The sequence below is a fragment of the Ruminococcus difficilis genome (assembly GCF_016680995.1).
The window spans coordinates 224184-239770 of the sequence record NZ_JAEQMG010000048.1 but is presented as its reverse complement, the minus strand read 5'-3'; the positions used below and the strand labels follow the sequence as shown (position 1 = coordinate 239770).

The window sequence follows — 15587 nt, the reverse complement described above, 5'->3', positions numbered from 1 at the left end:
TATGGCTATTCTGGAAGTAAAAAATATTTATAAGAGCTTCGGTCGTAACCATGTGCTCCGCGGTATCGACTTCAATCTGGAACAGGGCGAGGTGCTGTCCATCATCGGCTCCTCCGGCTCCGGCAAGACCACCCTGCTCAGATGTCTGAACTCACTCGAGTTCGCCGACGAGGGTCAGATCATCGTGAACGGTGAACCGATCTTTGACGCTTCGATCAACAAGCGTCCGTCCGAATCCGAGCTCAGACAAAAGCGTCTGCATTTCGGTCTGGTGTTCCAGAACTTCAATCTTTTCCCACAGTACAGCGTGTTCGAGAACGTCACCCTCGCGCCGAAGTTGCTGAACAAAGGCGGCAAGGAAGAGATCGAGCAATATGCCCTCGAACTGATCGAAAGCGTCGGCTTGCGTGACAAGGTCAACAGCTATCCCTGTGAGCTGTCGGGCGGTCAGCAGCAGCGTGTGGCGATCGCCCGCGCGCTTGCCATGAAGCCGAATATCCTCTGCTTTGACGAGCCGACCTCCGCGCTCGATCCGGAGCTGACCGGCGAGGTACTCAAGGTCATCCGCTCACTCGCCGAGAAGAAGATGACGATGATCATCGTCACCCATGAGATGGCGTTCGCGCACGATGTATCCGACCAGATCATCTTTATGGACGGCGGCGTGATCGCAGAGCGCGGTACTCCCGACATTCTGGATCATCCGAAGAGCGAGCGACTGCAGGCGTTCCTGACGTCGTTCTGATCTCTGCGGGATAACATAATCACCATGCTTTTGCGATCAATAAAAGGCTCCCTTTCCTAAGGGGATTCCCCTGTTAGGGGAAATGTCCGCAAAGCGGACAAAAGGGTCTGCTGTCTCCGCTGAGGAGAGCTGTCACGAAGTGACTGAGGGTTGATATCGATTTGTTCGACCAAAGGGAGAAACGCAATGAAATATCGACCGTAAAAACAAAAAAATTAGCATGGTTATGCGGATTTGACTTGCTTATTCCGAAACTTTGTTGTATAGTAATAGATAAGTGGTTATAAAAGACTAACTATTTTAGATGAAATGAGGTTACACAATGAAAAAGATTATTGCACTTGTAATGGCAGTTGCTATGATCGCTTCTGTCGCAATGCTCGCGGGCTGCGGCAACAGCAACAAGGACGCCGCTAAGGCTACCGAGGCTAAGGCTGCCAAGCTCACCATGGCTACCAACGCGACCTTCCCTCCCTATGAGTATAAGGAAGGCGAAGAGTTTGTCGGTATCGATGTAGAGATCGCGAAGGCGATCGCCGATAAGCTCGGCATGGAACTTGAGATCGCTGACATCGAGTTTGACTCCATCATCACCGGCGTACAGACCGGCAAGTATGATATGGGTATGGCGGGTATGACCGTGACTGACGAAAGAAAGCAGTCCGTCGATTTCTCCGACAGCTATGCGACCGGTATCCAGGCGGTCATCGTCAAGGACGGCAGCGATATAAAGTCTGCCGACGATCTGCTCGCGGAGGGTACTTCCTATAAGGTCGGCGTACAGCTCTCCACCACCGGCGACTTCCTCATCGGCGAGGATTATGCCAAGGCAGGCAAGGAGGAATCCCTGATTACTAAGTTCCAGTCCGGTAACGACGCTGTATCCGCACTGGCTTCCGGTAAGGTCGACGCGGTCGTTATCGACAACGAGCCCGCAAAGAGCTATGTCGCGGCTACTCAGGGTCTGCAGATCCTCGACAGCAAGTATGCGGAAGAGGACTACGCGATCTGCTTTGCCAAGAATAACACCGAGCTCAAGGACAAGGTCAACGGCGCGCTGAAGGAACTGATCGCTGACGGTACCGTCAAAAACATCATCGACAAGTACATCAAGGCGAACTGATAAGATTTTGAACCGACTCAGGGCGGAATCCTCCGCCCTGTTTCTGTGTATATGGTAGGATAAGAATGAGAAAGAAAAGATTTGTTGTACCGTCGATTTGTTTCGCGGTCGTATTAAGCACTGCCGCTCTTTTCGGCATTTCGGCAAGCGCCGCCCAGACGGCTTCCGAGAGCGCGGGCGGTTCCTGGTGGGAAGACGTCAAGGCGCAGTTTATTCTGAATTTCGTCGAAAAGGATCGATGGAAATCGTTGCTTGAGGGTTTGGGAAACACCCTGAAGATCACGTTTTTCGCGGCGCTGTTGGGTGTTGTGATCGGTATTATCATTGCCGCGATCCGCACCACCTTTGATAATAACAAAGAGGATATGAAGCACAGTAAGAGTATCGGTTACTATGTACTGGGCTTTTTCAACGCGATCTGTAAAGTGTATCTGACCATCATCCGCGGTACACCTGTTGTGGTACAGCTGTTGATCATCTACTTCATCATCTTCGCGTCATCTACAAAGGATATTTTGATCGCGTCGCTGGCGTTCGGTATCAACTCCGGCGCCTATGTCGCCGAGATCCTGCGCGGCGGTATCATGTCCATCGACAAGGGACAGTTCGAGGCGGGACGGTCGCTCGGATTCAACTATGTGCAGACGATGGTGTATATCATCATCCCGCAGGTGTTGAAGAACGTACTGCCCACCCTGCTCAACGAGTTTATCGCGCTCTTGAAGGAGACCTCAGTCGCGGGTTATGTCGGCGTTGTCGACCTCACCCGTGCCGGTAACGCGATCCGCGGCGCGACCTTCTCGGCGTTTATGCCGTTGATCGCCGTGGCGCTGATCTATCTGGCGATCGTTATGCTGCTGACATGGATCGTCGGCATAATCGAGAGGAGGCTGCGCAAGAATGAACGTTGATCCGCGTGTTTTGATCCAGGTCAAAAACTTAAAAAAGCATTATCGTGAGGGCACGATCCACGCGCTGGACGGCGTGAGCATGGACATCAGCCGCGGCGAGGTAATCGTCATCGTCGGTCCCTCCGGTTCCGGTAAATCCACCTTTTTGCGTTCGCTGAACCTGTTGGAGCTGCCTACCTCCGGCGAGATCATTTTTGACGGGGTGGATATCAACGCGCCGCATGTCAATATCAACAAGCACCGCCAGAAGATGGGTATGGTGTTCCAGCACTTCAACCTCTTCCCGAATATGACGGTCCTGCGTAATATGACACTCGGTCCGTGTAAGCTGCTGCATCGATCCAGGAAAGAGGCAGAGGAAAAGGCGCGCGAGCTGCTCAAGCGCGTTGGACTTGCCGACAGAGCGGACGCTTATCCCTCTCAGCTGTCCGGCGGACAGAAGCAGCGTATCGCCATCGTGCGCGCGCTGTGCATGGAGCCCGAGGTGATGCTCTTTGACGAGCCTACCTCCGCGCTCGACCCCGAGATGGTCGGCGAGGTACTGGACGTCATGAAGGAGCTGGCTCGGGCAGGCTCGACGATGGTGGTCGTCACCCACGAGATGGGCTTTGCCCGCGAGGTCGGATCCCGCGTCGTCTTTATGGACAGCGGCAAGATCATCGAAGAGGGTACGCCCGAGGAGATCTTCGATCATCCGCAGAGCGATCGCCTCAAGAGCTTCCTGGCGAAAGTTCTGTAAAAGAATAATAAAGCAACTGAGCCCACGGGAGACCGTGGGTTTTCTTTTGAACAAAGGTGATCGTGCTGTCGGTATCTTCTTTCGTTCTGTTGATCTCATCAATCTCATACTTGATTTATTATTTCGCTTATGATATACTTTAACGTGCTTATGTAACTGTTTATATTTTTTGGAGATAGATACTCATGGATGAATTTAAGAAGGTCGTAGCGGAGAACATCACCCGTCTGCGCACCTCAATGAACCTGACACAGGCTCAGCTCGGTGAGATGCTCAACTATTCGGACAAGAGCATTTCCAAATGGGAGCGCGGCGAGTCGATCCCGGATGTGTTTGTGCTCAAAAAGATCGCCGACCTCGGCGGCGTTACGGTCGATTATATCATCACCCCTCATTCGGATGATGAAGATATCAAGCCCGAAAAGAATACCGGCCGCCGTTACAGCCGCCGTTTTATCACGCTGACGGTTCTGGCGGGGATCTGGGCGCTGGCGGTATTGCTGTTCGTGATCCTGTGGATCGCGGGTTACGTCAACTGGCTGATCTTCATATACGCGATCCCGGTCTCGCTGATCACGCTGTTGGTGCTCAATTCCGTATGGGGTGACCGCTCATGGAACCTGTACATTATCTCGGGCTTGGTATGGGGCATCATCTGCTCGGTATACCTGACCGCGCTTCAATACAACTGGTGGCAGCTGTTCTTGCTGGGTATTCCGGCGCAGATCATCATTATTTTTGCCTTCTCGATCAAGAAGAAGCCAAAAAAGAATAAAACAACCGGATGACGCGGCATTGCTTTATCCCGCATTTATCCTTGTTTCTACTGTGAGTAGAGTGCTTCTTATGGCGCTCTACTCCTTTCTTTTTGTCCGTAGAATGAAAAAAGATCAACAGTAGATGATCAATACAGCCGAATAGATTGCAATTTGATTCGGATGGGATAAAATGGTAGTTGTAAGAACATGCCGTCCGACGCACGGGAATTACGATTCATAAAAACGCAGACAGCTCTTGCGGTCTGTTTTCTATCAGGAAAAGTATGAGCTGTGCGGCGGCAATAGCAAATTATTCACACGGCAATAGCTCTCTGCCGTATTCAGGTAACAGGAAAAGACCGCATCCGGTCGATCTCTGCTGTCTGTCCGAGTCAAAAGGAGTGTTTGTTATGAGCTATATCATCAGTACCTGTACCACCGCCGATATGACAAAGGAGATGTTCGACAAGCTCGGCATCCGCTATATCGGTTTTCACTTTATCGTTGACGGTAAATCGTATACCGACGACCTGTATGAAAGCATGAGCGCCAAGGAGTTTTACGGTTATATCCGCAACGGCGCCGAGACCTCGACCTCTCAGGTGTCTGTCGGCGAGTATGTCGACTACTTCCGTGAGCTGCTGAGCGAGGGCAAGGATATCCTGCACGCGTGCCTGTCGTCGGGTATCTCGAACACCGTACAGAGTGCGAATGCCGCGGCGGATATGCTGCGTTCGGAGTTCCCGGATCGCGAGATCTATATCGTCGATTCGCTGTGCGCTTCTTCGGGCGCGGGTATGTATATGACCCTGCTCGCTCAAAAACGCGACGAGGGTATGGATATCGACGCGCTGTATCAGTGGGCGCTGGATCATCAGCAAACGATACAGCACTGGTTCTGCTCCACCGACCTGACCTATTACATCAAGGGCGGCAGAGTGTCCAAGATCAGCGGCGTGCTGGGCGGCATTTTTGAGATCTGTCCGCTGCTGTGCGTCAGCCCCGAGGGCAAGCTCAAGCCTATCGCGAAGATCAGAACCAAGAAGAAGGTGCTGACCGCGCTGGTCGATAAGATGGAACAGCACGCGCTGGGCGGCAAAGAGTACGGCGGCTTATGCTATATTTCTCAGTCGGATTGTCTGGAGGACGCGATCTCCGTGCGTGAGCAGGTGATGGCTCGCTTCAAGAACGTCAAACAGGTTCCGATCTTCGATATCGGTACCACCATCGGCTGTCACACCGGCACCGGTACCGTCGCGCTGTTCTTTGTCGGAGATGAAGAAAGAGAGGACGAGTGATGAACGCGGTCCATACGATGACCGGCGGCGATATCGCGACAAAAAAGAGGAAGCTGAAAACACAGCTCCCCGATTATACGCGCGGTGAAGAGATCTGCAACACCGTGACCCATGCCATCGGCGCGGTATTTGCCGTAGCGGCGATCCCGCTGTTGGTCGTGATGGCGGCGATGCACCGCGATCCGTGGGCAATCGTATCGGGCGCGATCTACGGCACGACACTGCTGATCATGTTCACCGTGTCCAGCGTCTATCACGGGCTGCCTGTCGGCAACGCCAAACGTGTGATGCGGATCATCGACCACTGCGATATCTATTTTTTGATCGCGGGCACCTACACGCCGATCCTGTTGGTGGGCATCCGTCCGCTGAATCCAGCGCTGGCATGGTCGATCTTCGGTGTAGAATGGGCGCTGACCGCCATCGCCGTGACGCTGAACGCGATCGACCTCAAGCGGTTTGAAAAGGTGTCCATGGTGTGCTACATCGGCATGGGTTGGTGCGTGATCGCCGTGCTGAAGCTGACGATCGACGCGATGACGATGCCCGGATTCCTCCTGCTGCTGGCGGGCGGTATCGCGTATACCATCGGCGCCGTGCTGTACGGCATCGGCAAGAAGGTACGCTATATGCACTCGGTGTTCCATGTGCTCGTACTGGCCGGCAGTGTATTGCAGTTTTTGGCGATCCTGCTGTATGTGATGTAATGAGATATATCATATTATGAAGTTCATAATAAATGTAACTACACCTTTCTTGGAGAAGTATCTCGTTGTCACTCGGTCAATTAATACAATCCCTCAGTCGCCATCGGGCGACAGCTCCCTTTACCAAAGGGAGCCTTTTTTTGTTTCGTGTCAGGGGAGCTTTTGTCATATCCGCTCTTTTTCTTTCATAGGATTAGTATGAAAACAGAGGATGTGATGAAGATGCTGATCAGAGCCGTATCGTTTGTGACGGTGTTTTTACTGCTGGCGTGTACGATCACCGCGATATCCGCCGCGATGTATGAGGCGCCCGAACAGGACATTGAGGAAACGACCGCCGCGACAGAGCTGCCGACGCCGACAGACAGTCCGCCCTCGCCGACGGAAAAGAAGCTCCCTGAGGTGCGCGAGCATCCGCAAAGGGAGGATGGGTACACGCCGAGGCTGACGTCGCCCGACGCGGATAATGCGCGGTATTATTCGGGCGAGAATCCGTTTTATGCCGCAGGCTACGGTATGCCGAACTGCACCTGCTACGCATGGGGCAGGGCGTATGAGATCAGCGGTGAGCGTCCCGAGCTGTCGCCCTATGACGCGTGTACCTGGTATGACTACAATGCCGAGAATCATATCTATGATTACGGCGATGAACCGCAGCAGGGCGCGATCGCGTGCTGGGCGTATGCCGACGGAGGCCCGGGGCATGTGGCTGTCGTCGAACAGGTGGACGGCGATTCGGTGCTGCTGTCCAATTCCGCCTACAGCGGCGTGGAATTCTATATGGATACGGTGCCTGCCGACGATCCTTCGGCAGGGAGAGAGAACTGGATCTTTCAGGGATATATTTATCCCTCTTCTCGGTAAATGAACGAATAAGAAAAACCGGAACTGCGTATGTGCGGTTCCGGTTTTTGATGTTGTTTGGATGGATTAGCCCGTATGAGCCAGTCGACGCTGCATTTGTGTTGTGTCGAGGATCTCTACCGTGCCGTTGTTGTCGATATCGGCAAAGCGAAGCTGTTCTTCATTGAGCTGTCGTAAATGCGCGAAATAGCGCTGGGTGAGTGTGATGTCCATGACAGTGAATTCACCGTCGCGGTCAACGTCGCCTACCTTTTCGTCATTGGTGCAAAGCGCCTTGATGACAAAGGTGCCGCCGACGGTATCGTCGAGCTTCGTCTGATAGAAGGTCATGATATCCATCGCCGAGGCGGAATAGCCGATCAGGTAGCTTTGACCGTATTCGGATTCGGGCTTAAACAGATATTTACCGCCTACGGTGAGCCATTCGTCTACACCGATCTCAATGTCGGTTTTGCCGTTCTTTTCGATCGTGACGCCGATCGCGCCCTTTGTTTTCGGCGCGTCGAAGCCGTACACCTTGGCGCTCGTATAGCCCTGATGCTCGATGGTGCCCTGCGCGAGCAGCGTCCACTGATCGGGGGTGACGACCGGAGCGCCGTTAGCATCGACGGGCATATAGTAGACGGAGTATTTTGAGCCCTCGGAGGTGGATTCAAACACGACCTTGTCGATGTTGTGATAGCCGTCCGAAAAGTCAAATACATTCGCGTAGGTCATCTTGCTCTGATTGGGACGCGCCTGCTGAATGTAGTCAAATTCATAGGTCGCGCCGAAGCTCTCGTTCTGTTGGATCTTTGTGTTCGCGTCGATCGGAGAAGCTGAGCTGATCGAGTAGCTCGGACCGAAGCGGGAATCAAAGAGATACAGATCCTCGTAGGAGATCCGGAAATAGCCGTTGTCACCCCATGAGGCTCCCCAGCTGTTCTTGCACACCCATGCACCGGGAGAGGAGGGCTGATGTCCGCTGACAAAGTTGCCGACTTCGTAGTTGTCGTCCCAGCCGACGATCTCAATCGCGTGACCGTTGAGCTGAGCAGTAGTCAGTCCGGGTAAATCACAATAATAGGCGTCGCGCTTGAGATAGCTGCCGTTATAATGGAAATTGCCGATGACGCCGCCGTATTGATAGATCGCGGTCTTGATGGTGTCGGGGTCATCTCCGTCGAGATAGATGACGGAGTCCGCTGCCTGATAGGGATAGAGGTTGCTTGCCGCATGGAAGTCCTCAACGGTTTTACTTTCGTCAAACAGAGTGTTGTCGATACAGCCGAAGGAAGTCAGATACCCCATCGCGACGTAGGGATAACCCGCATCCGAATAGGTGCGCTGCCAACCCTTCCCGTTATTCCGCGCGGTGCCCCAGTAGTTCATGTGCATGGTCGAAAGATGGAACGCCTGCCGGTTGTTTTTAAGGAAAAAGGATTCTAAGGCGGCGGTGGAGCTGTATGCCCAGCAGGTGTTGTATTGCTGTTGACGTACGGGAGTGGTGTAGCCGTGCTCCGCCGAGTTGTACGCGGTCGGAAGCGTTTCTTCCGGCTCCAGTGTACCGCCGACCTCGGCGTAATCCGCGGCGACGATCGCGGCGTCGACCTGCGCGCTTGTTTCGGCTGTGTCGATCTGCGCCGCGGAAGCGGCAAGGGTCGTTGAGCCGATCAGCGCGGCGGTCAGCAGTATGGTGATCAGTTTACGCATCATGTCCATACCTCCGTTCGGTATATTTTATCAATCATAATATAGCATAATAAATCATCATAATATTAACACATTTTTTCCTGAATGTAAACATTTTGTCGGCATATAATAATGGTAGTTTTCAGGAAAGGACTGTGAGGATGGAACGCAGGACCGACCTCGCCGTAGAGGAACGCGAGCTGCTCGGCGAGGATATCAAAGGGATCGAATATACCTCGGAGAAGGTCGAAGGACTGCCGATCGAACGGCTCCGGATCTTGACCAAACGCGCCGCCCAACTGCTCAAAAAGCCGATGGGACATTATGTGACGGTGGAGCTGCCGCCGCTGACGGACAGCATACGCGACACCGACAGCCGCGTGCAGGCGCTGTCCGAGGAGATCCGCCGATTGCTGCCGGTGAACGGTCTGGTGCTGGTGGCGGGACTGGGCAATGTAGAGATCACGCCCGACGCGCTGGGGCCGAAGGCAGCGTCCAAGGTGCTCGCGACGCGTCATATCCGCGGCGAGGTCGCGCGATCGACCGGGTTGGACAGGCTCAGAGCGGTCGCGGTGGTCAACACCGGCGTGACCGGTCAGACAGGGATCGAGACCGGTGAATTATTGCAGGGCGTCATCAAAAACATCCGACCCTCCGCCATGATCGCGGTGGACGCGCTCGCGTCACGTCGGCTCGAACGCCTCGGGTGCACGGTGCAGATCTCCGATACCGGGATCTCGCCCGGCGCGGGCGTCGGCAACCGCCGTGTGCGGATCGATTCCGATACCATGGGGATCCCTGTGATCGCTATCGGTGTGCCTACGGTCGTGGACGCGGTGACCCTTGCGTTCGACCTGTTGGAGATTGATGACGAAAAGGAGAGTGTGGAGCTTTCCCGCAGTGTTTCGCCGCAGGGCAGGAGCATGGTGGTCACCCCCAAGGAGGTGGATCTGCTGATCGACCGCGCCGCGCATTTGATCTCACTGTCGGTCAATATGGCATTGCAAACGGACATCGATACCGAGGATCTGTTGGATCTTTTGTAGCATAATAGAAACAGTCATTGCGAGGAGCAGACGCGCACGTCTGCGACGCGGCAATCTCAACCTTATTTCTTCTGATAGTCATATCTCGTCCACGAGTTGCATATACTATAGCAATTCGTATAAAAGGTGAGAGAATGAAGAAACGACATTGGAAGATGACGGTGACGGCGTCGGCATTGGCTTTGGTGATGGCGGTGAGCCTGAGTATGGTGGTATACCGTGTGCGATCCTGTATCGCGCTCGAGGATGAAGCGGCGCTTTTGTCGGGAAAGCTGAGCTTTGTCAACGGCGATATGAGCGCCGACAGCACGACCGCGACAGCGGACGAAGCGCCGACACAACCGCCTGTGGTAAGACCGCTTGCCGAAACGCCGACCGACACCGAGCAAGTCAGAGAGAAGCCGCAGGATACGCCCCACAGCGGCACGACCTATCCCGTCAAAGAGATCCGGGTCAGCAACGGCAATATGAGCTATGACAATTTTACCATCCGCAACACAACGGATTATGACCTCGATGTAGAATCGCTGTTGTCGGCGGAGTTGCCCTTTTCCCTCGAGGATAACCACGAGGTGCAGGTGCTGGTCTACCATACCCATACCTGCGAGCGGTATCTGACCGAGGATAACGGCGAGTATTACGAGGACTATTATCCGCGCTCTACCGACGGCGATCTCGGCGTTGTCGCGGTAGGGGAGAAGCTCGTCGATACGCTGAAGAAAAACGGGATCGGCGCTGTCCATGACACCACCCTCCATGATTATCCCTCCTATGAGGGCTCGTATGCCCGCTCATGGGAAACGATCTCGGCATATAAGGAAAAGTATCCTTCGATCAAGGTCACCATCGACCTGCACCGTGACGCGATGACCACCGACGACGGCACCAAGTATAAGCCGACCTTTGAGGTCGACGGCGATAAGGCGGCGCAGATCATGATCATGGCGGGGTACGATACCGAGGGTGGCTTTGATTTCTGGCATGATAATCTGATCTTCGCCATGCAGCTGCAAAAGAGGTGCGAGGATCATTATCCCGGCATGACACGACCGCTGAACTTCGGCGAGTATACTTATAACATGAATTTCAACAACGGCTCCCTGCTGATCGAGGTGGGCACCGACGCGAATACCGTCGATGAAGCCTGCCGCAGCGGCGGATATCTGGCGCAGGCGTTGTCAGAGCTGTTGAAACGGTGAAATCACATATGCGAAAGCGTGGCAAAACCGCGTATATTTCGCACGCGGAATGATTCTTTATTCATTGTCAAAAGAAAAGTCGATTCGATGTCGCCGGTGATTAGGCATAATGTCGAATTCACTGCCCCGGTCTTGAAAAAAGATCGGGGCTTTGTTATAATATGCACGTTGAAATAGACACATTTTTATCCGCTGTTTTTGACTGAGTTGAGGTTATTATGAAGCATCATCGACTTTTGCATCATTTGATATCCATCCTGCTGGCGCTGAGCATCCTTGCGGCTGTCGGCTGTATGAGTGCGCTTGCCGCGCCGGGTGATGGGAATCAAAACAACAGTCAGGTCGATCAGTCGCAAAGTCAGTTAGAAACGACGCAGGGCGGACAGGGTCAGCAGACTCTGCAAGGTCAGCAGACTCAGCAGGAAGCGCCTCAGGAGCAAGCGCCTCAGCAGGATCAGCCGCAGCAAGAGCCAAATCAGTGGTATGATCCGATCTACAGCTATGAGGAGGACGCTACCTCGCCCTATGTGGAGCCCGAGCATCTCGCCGAGCTCCCCGCCGTGAGCTCCTCTCAGGTGCAGGAGGCTACCTCGGTCGCGATCCCCGTGGTCGCCGTATCCGACGCCTCGTTGTTCTCCGGTATCGTGATGTGGCTGTGTGTCGCGCTGGGTATCGCGGTCATCGTCGGCGTACTGGTCAGCAGACGTACCCGCCGCCGCGGTTGAGCATGATGCGGATAGGAAATGTGAAGCTCAGCGGCTATGCCGCTCTCGCGCCGATGGCGGGTGTGGCGGATAGAGCCTTTCGTGAGCTGTGTATGACATTCGGCGCGGGCTACTGCGTCAGCGAGATGGTCAGCTCCAAGGGTATCGCCTACCACTCCAAAAAGAGCGCCGAGTTGATGGAGATCTCCGACAGCGAACGCCCCTGCGCGGTGCAGATCTTCGGCACCGAGCCGGATACGATGGCGGACGCGGCGCGGTTCGCGATGCAATACCGTCCCGAGGTCATCGATATCAATATGGGATGCCCCGCCCCCAAGATCGCGGGCAGCGGTTCGGGCGCCGCTTTGATGCGCGACCCCGAGCTGTGCGGCAGGATCGTTCAGGCGGTCAGCCGCGCGGTCGAGATCCCGGTCACGGTCAAGATCCGTTCGGGCTTTGACAGCGCGCACATCAACGCGGTCGAGGTCGCAAAAATCCTCGAAAAAAACGGCGCGCAGGCAGTGACCGTCCACGGCAGGACAAAGGAGCAGTTCTATGCCCCGCCCGTGAATTATGACATTATCCGCGAGGTCAAGCAGGCGCTGTCCATCCCCGTGATCGGCAACGGCGACGTTTGTGACGCGAAGTCGGCGCAGTATGTGCTTGAGTACACCGGCTGTGATTATCTGATGATCGGTCGCGGTGCGCTGGGCAATCCGTGGGTGTTTCGCGAGATCAACGAATATTTCGATAAAGGAATTATCATCCCGCCGCCGACCCTCGAAGAAAAATGCGATGTTCTGCTGCGACACATCAGTGCCGTGGTGGAATACAAGGGTGAGCGTGTCGGCATGAGAGAGGCGCGTAAGCATACGGCGTATTACCTCAAAGGCTTCAAGAATGCCGCGAAGCTGAGGAACCTCGCGTTCTCGATGGAAACGAAAGAGGATCTGATCAACCTGATCGCAGAGATCAAAAACAGCAATCGTCACTGATTCAATAATAATTTTCTGATAAATCGCCTGAATAAGATGCGAAACTATTTATCGGAAATTAGTATAAATGGCAATAAATGGAAGAACCCGTATATGAAAAACTATCTGGAGGTACAAAATGTACAAGGACTTAATGGATTCTAACGGATTTATCAAAAAGTATGATGAAGAGATCGCCGATGCGATGGACAAAGAGCTTGCCCGTCAGCGCCGGAACCTCGAGCTGATCGCCAGCGAGAACATCGTTTCTCCCGCTGTGATGGCGGCGATGGGCTCCGTACTCACCAACAAGTATGCCGAGGGTTATCCCTCCAAGCGCTACTACGGCGGCTGCTACGCGGTCGATATCGCCGAGAATATCGCGCGTGACCGTGCTTGCAAGCTGTTCGGCGCGGAGCATGCCAACGTGCAGCCCCACTCCGGTTCTCAGGCGAACCAGACCGTGTATTTCGCAATGCTCGAGCCGGGCGATACCGTCATGGGTATGAGCCTTAGTGAGGGCGGTCATCTGACCCACGGTTCACCCGTCAACCTCAGCGGCAAGTACTTCAACTTTGTCAGCTACGGCGTTGATCCCGTGACCCACCGCATCGACTATGATAAGGTACTCGAGATCGCCAAGGAATGTAAGCCGAAGATGATCGTCTGCGGCGCTTCCGCTTATCCCCGCGCGATCGATTTCAAGAAGTTCCGCGAGATCTGTGACGAGGTCGGCGCGCTGCTGATGGTCGATATGGCGCACATCGCGGGCCTGGTAGCAGGCGATCAGCATGAGAACCCCGTACCGTACTCCGATTTTGTCACCACCACGACCCATAAGACCCTGCGCGGACCCCGCGGCGGTATGATCCTGTGCAAGGAAGAGTACGCCAAGGCGATCGACAAGGCGCTGTTCCCCGGTATGCAGGGCGGCCCTCTGATGCACATCATCGCGGCAAAGGCAGTTTGCTTCAAGGAAGCGATGCAGCCCGAGTTCAAGGAATATGCCGAGCAGATCGTCAAGAACTGCAAGGCGCTGGCTGACGGTCTTGTCAAGCGCGGTCACAAGCTTGTGTCCGGCGGCACCGACAACCATGTCATGCTGATGGATCTGCGTGAGGACGGCGTGACCGGCAAGGAGCTGGAGCACAACCTCGACGAGGTACACATCACCGTCAACAAGAACACCATCCCCGGCGAGCCGCTTTCTCCGTTCGTCACCTCCGGTATCCGTATCGGTACCGCTGCCGTGACCACCCGTGGTCTCAAGGAAGAGGATATGGATGTGATCGCCGAGTGCATCTCTCTCGTCATCAAGGACTTTGAAGGCAACAAGGCTAAGGTTGACGAGATGGTAGCGGCTCTGTGCGAGAAGTATCCGCTGTACGAATAAGAATAAGAAAGGCCCCCTTTCCTAAGGGGGCTGTCGCGTCAGCGACTGGGGGTTGCTTCTTCTTTTCTGTGGCAACCCTCCGTCACTGACACATGTGTCAGTGCCACCTCCCTTAGGAAAGGGAGGCTTTTACATTCCGGAGGAAAAATCTATGAACACGCCCCTTGCCGACAGACTGCGTCCCGAATCTCTCGATGATATCGTGGGACAAAAGGAGCTTTTGGCTCCCGGACGGCCGCTGAGAAAGATCATCGAAAGCGGCAATATCCCCAACTTAATATTCTACGGCCCGTCGGGCGTGGGTAAAACGACCCTCGCGTCCTATATCGCGCGGATCACCAACCGCAGCTTCAAAAAGCTCAACGGCACCACGGCGTCCACCGCCGATATCAAGGAGATCGTTTCTTCGCTGAACACCTTTGAGGGTATCAACGGCGTGCTGCTCTATCTCGACGAGATCCAGTATCTCAACAAAAAGCAGCAGCAAACCCTGCTCGAATTCATCGAGAACGGCTCTATCACCCTGATCGCCTCCACGACGGAGAACCCCTATTTCTACATCTATAACGCGATCCTCTCGCGCTCGACGGTGTTCGAGTTCCGTCCCGTCGAGCCGGACGAGATCTTGAAGGCGATCGACAGAGCTATCCGCGTGCTGAGTGACGAAAAGGGCAAAGAGATCGACTTTTCCGACGAGGCAAAGGCGCATATCTGCTCCGCCTGCGGCGGCGATGTGAGAAAATCACTCAACGCCGTGGAGCTCTGCGTATTGGCAGGGGATGAGGGAGAGGTCATCCGGGTCGATGAGGAGCTGGCAAAGTCGCTCACACAGCGCTCCGGCGCTCGCTATGACCGTGACGGCGACTCGCATTACGATGTGATCTCCGCCTATCAGAAGAGTATGCGCGGCTCGGACGTCGACGCGGCGCTGTTCTATCTGGCGCGTCTGGTGGAGGCGGGCGATCTGATCTCCGCCTGCCGCAGACTGGTCGTGTGCGCGTGCGAGGACGTCGGACTGGCGTATCCGCAGATCATCCCGATCGTCAAATCCTGTGTGGATATCGCGATGCAGGTCGGCTTCCCCGAAGCGCGGATCCCGCTCGCCGACGCGGTGATCATGGTGTGTCTGGCGCCCAAGTCCAACTCCGGCGTGAACGCGATCTCAGCAGCGCAGGAGGATGTGCGGAAGGGTCTCGGTCAGGTCGTGCCGCGACAACTGCAAAACGTCCATGCCGACGGCGAGGAGCGGGATGTAAAGGGGCAGCATTATCTGTACCCTCACAGTTACCCCAACCATTGGATCGATCAGCAGTATCTGCCCGACGATGTGCGCGACCATCGCTATTATGAGTTAGGCGACAACAAAACCGAACAGGCGTACAAGGCGTATTGGGATAAAATCAAAAACAGTTGATTGGTGAAAATGCGCAGTAACAGTTAAGAGATAATATTGTC

At 54.6% G+C, this 15587-nt stretch carries 15 protein-coding genes; 14 read left to right on the top strand and 1 reads right to left on the bottom strand.

Annotated features, from left to right (window positions below; genetic code table 11):
* Position 1 precedes the first annotated feature (1 nt).
* The 8 genes from JKK62_RS05795 to JKK62_RS05760 all read left to right on the top strand — a co-directional run bounded on the left by JKK62_RS05795 (position 2) and on the right by JKK62_RS05760 (position 7145).
* Positions 2–745 (top strand): amino acid ABC transporter ATP-binding protein, encoded by a 744-nt coding sequence (locus tag JKK62_RS05795; RefSeq protein ID WP_207752140.1) that lies wholly within the window; start codon positions 2–4, stop codon positions 743–745.
* Between the two features lie 322 nt (positions 746–1067).
* A complete protein-coding gene (locus JKK62_RS05790) occupies positions 1068–1868 on the top strand; it encodes a transporter substrate-binding domain-containing protein (protein WP_186832841.1) in 801 nt (266 codons plus the stop codon).
* Positions 1869–1933: 65 nt separating this feature from the next.
* Complete coding sequence (locus JKK62_RS05785) at positions 1934–2779, top strand: amino acid ABC transporter permease (protein ID WP_186832842.1); 846 nt, start codon at positions 1934–1936, stop codon at positions 2777–2779.
* 10 nt (positions 2780–2789) lie between these two features.
* Positions 2790–3518 carry an amino acid ABC transporter ATP-binding protein gene (locus JKK62_RS05780; RefSeq protein WP_366503112.1) on the top strand — a complete coding sequence of 243 codons (729 nt, stop codon included), beginning with the start codon at positions 2790–2792 and terminating at the stop codon, positions 3516–3518.
* 185 nt (positions 3519–3703) lie between these two features.
* Positions 3704–4306 carry a helix-turn-helix domain-containing protein gene (locus tag JKK62_RS05775; protein ID WP_186832844.1) on the top strand — a complete coding sequence of 201 codons (603 nt, stop codon included), beginning with the start codon at positions 3704–3706 and terminating at the stop codon, positions 4304–4306.
* Between the two features lie 380 nt (positions 4307–4686).
* Positions 4687–5574 carry a DegV family protein gene (locus tag JKK62_RS05770; RefSeq protein ID WP_186832845.1) on the top strand — a complete coding sequence of 296 codons (888 nt, stop codon included), beginning with the start codon at positions 4687–4689 and terminating at the stop codon, positions 5572–5574.
* Complete coding sequence (gene trhA, locus JKK62_RS05765) at positions 5574–6281, top strand: PAQR family membrane homeostasis protein TrhA (RefSeq protein WP_243411768.1); 708 nt, start codon at positions 5574–5576, stop codon at positions 6279–6281. Before JKK62_RS05770 ends, trhA begins: the two co-directional genes overlap by 1 nt.
* Positions 6282–6479: 198 nt before the next feature.
* Entirely contained in the window at positions 6480–7145 is a 666-nt protein-coding gene (locus JKK62_RS05760; RefSeq protein ID WP_186832846.1) for a CHAP domain-containing protein, read from the top strand.
* Positions 7146–7211: 66 nt separating this feature from the next.
* Here the strand turns inward: JKK62_RS05760 and JKK62_RS05755 are convergent, their stop codons facing one another.
* Entirely contained in the window at positions 7212–8840 is a 1629-nt protein-coding gene (locus JKK62_RS05755) for a C1 family peptidase (RefSeq protein WP_186832847.1), read from the bottom strand.
* Between the two features lie 137 nt (positions 8841–8977).
* On the opposite strand from JKK62_RS05755, the gene gpr reads away from it, so the two are divergent.
* The 6 genes from gpr (at position 8978) to JKK62_RS05725 (ending at position 15546) form a co-directional block, all read left to right on the top strand.
* Positions 8978–9862: a GPR endopeptidase gene (gene gpr / locus JKK62_RS05750; protein WP_186832848.1), complete on the top strand. Its 885-nt coding sequence runs from the start codon at positions 8978–8980 to the stop codon at positions 9860–9862.
* Between the two features lie 134 nt (positions 9863–9996).
* Positions 9997–11061: a stage II sporulation protein P gene (spoIIP, locus tag JKK62_RS05745; protein WP_186832849.1), complete on the top strand. Its 1065-nt coding sequence runs from the start codon at positions 9997–9999 to the stop codon at positions 11059–11061.
* A gap of 218 nt (positions 11062–11279) precedes the next feature.
* Positions 11280–11786: a hypothetical protein gene (locus JKK62_RS05740; protein WP_186832850.1), complete on the top strand. Its 507-nt coding sequence runs from the start codon at positions 11280–11282 to the stop codon at positions 11784–11786.
* A gap of 2 nt (positions 11787–11788) precedes the next feature.
* Positions 11789–12760 carry a tRNA dihydrouridine synthase DusB gene (dusB, locus tag JKK62_RS05735; protein WP_366503065.1) on the top strand — a complete coding sequence of 324 codons (972 nt, stop codon included), beginning with the start codon at positions 11789–11791 and terminating at the stop codon, positions 12758–12760.
* 118 nt (positions 12761–12878) lie between these two features.
* On the top strand, positions 12879–14132 hold the full coding sequence (gene glyA, locus JKK62_RS05730; RefSeq protein ID WP_279380602.1) for a serine hydroxymethyltransferase: 1254 nt from the start codon (positions 12879–12881) through the stop codon (positions 14130–14132).
* 151 nt (positions 14133–14283) lie between these two features.
* Positions 14284–15546 carry a replication-associated recombination protein A gene (locus JKK62_RS05725; RefSeq protein WP_186832851.1) on the top strand — a complete coding sequence of 421 codons (1263 nt, stop codon included), beginning with the start codon at positions 14284–14286 and terminating at the stop codon, positions 15544–15546.
* Positions 15547–15587 lie beyond the last annotated feature (41 nt).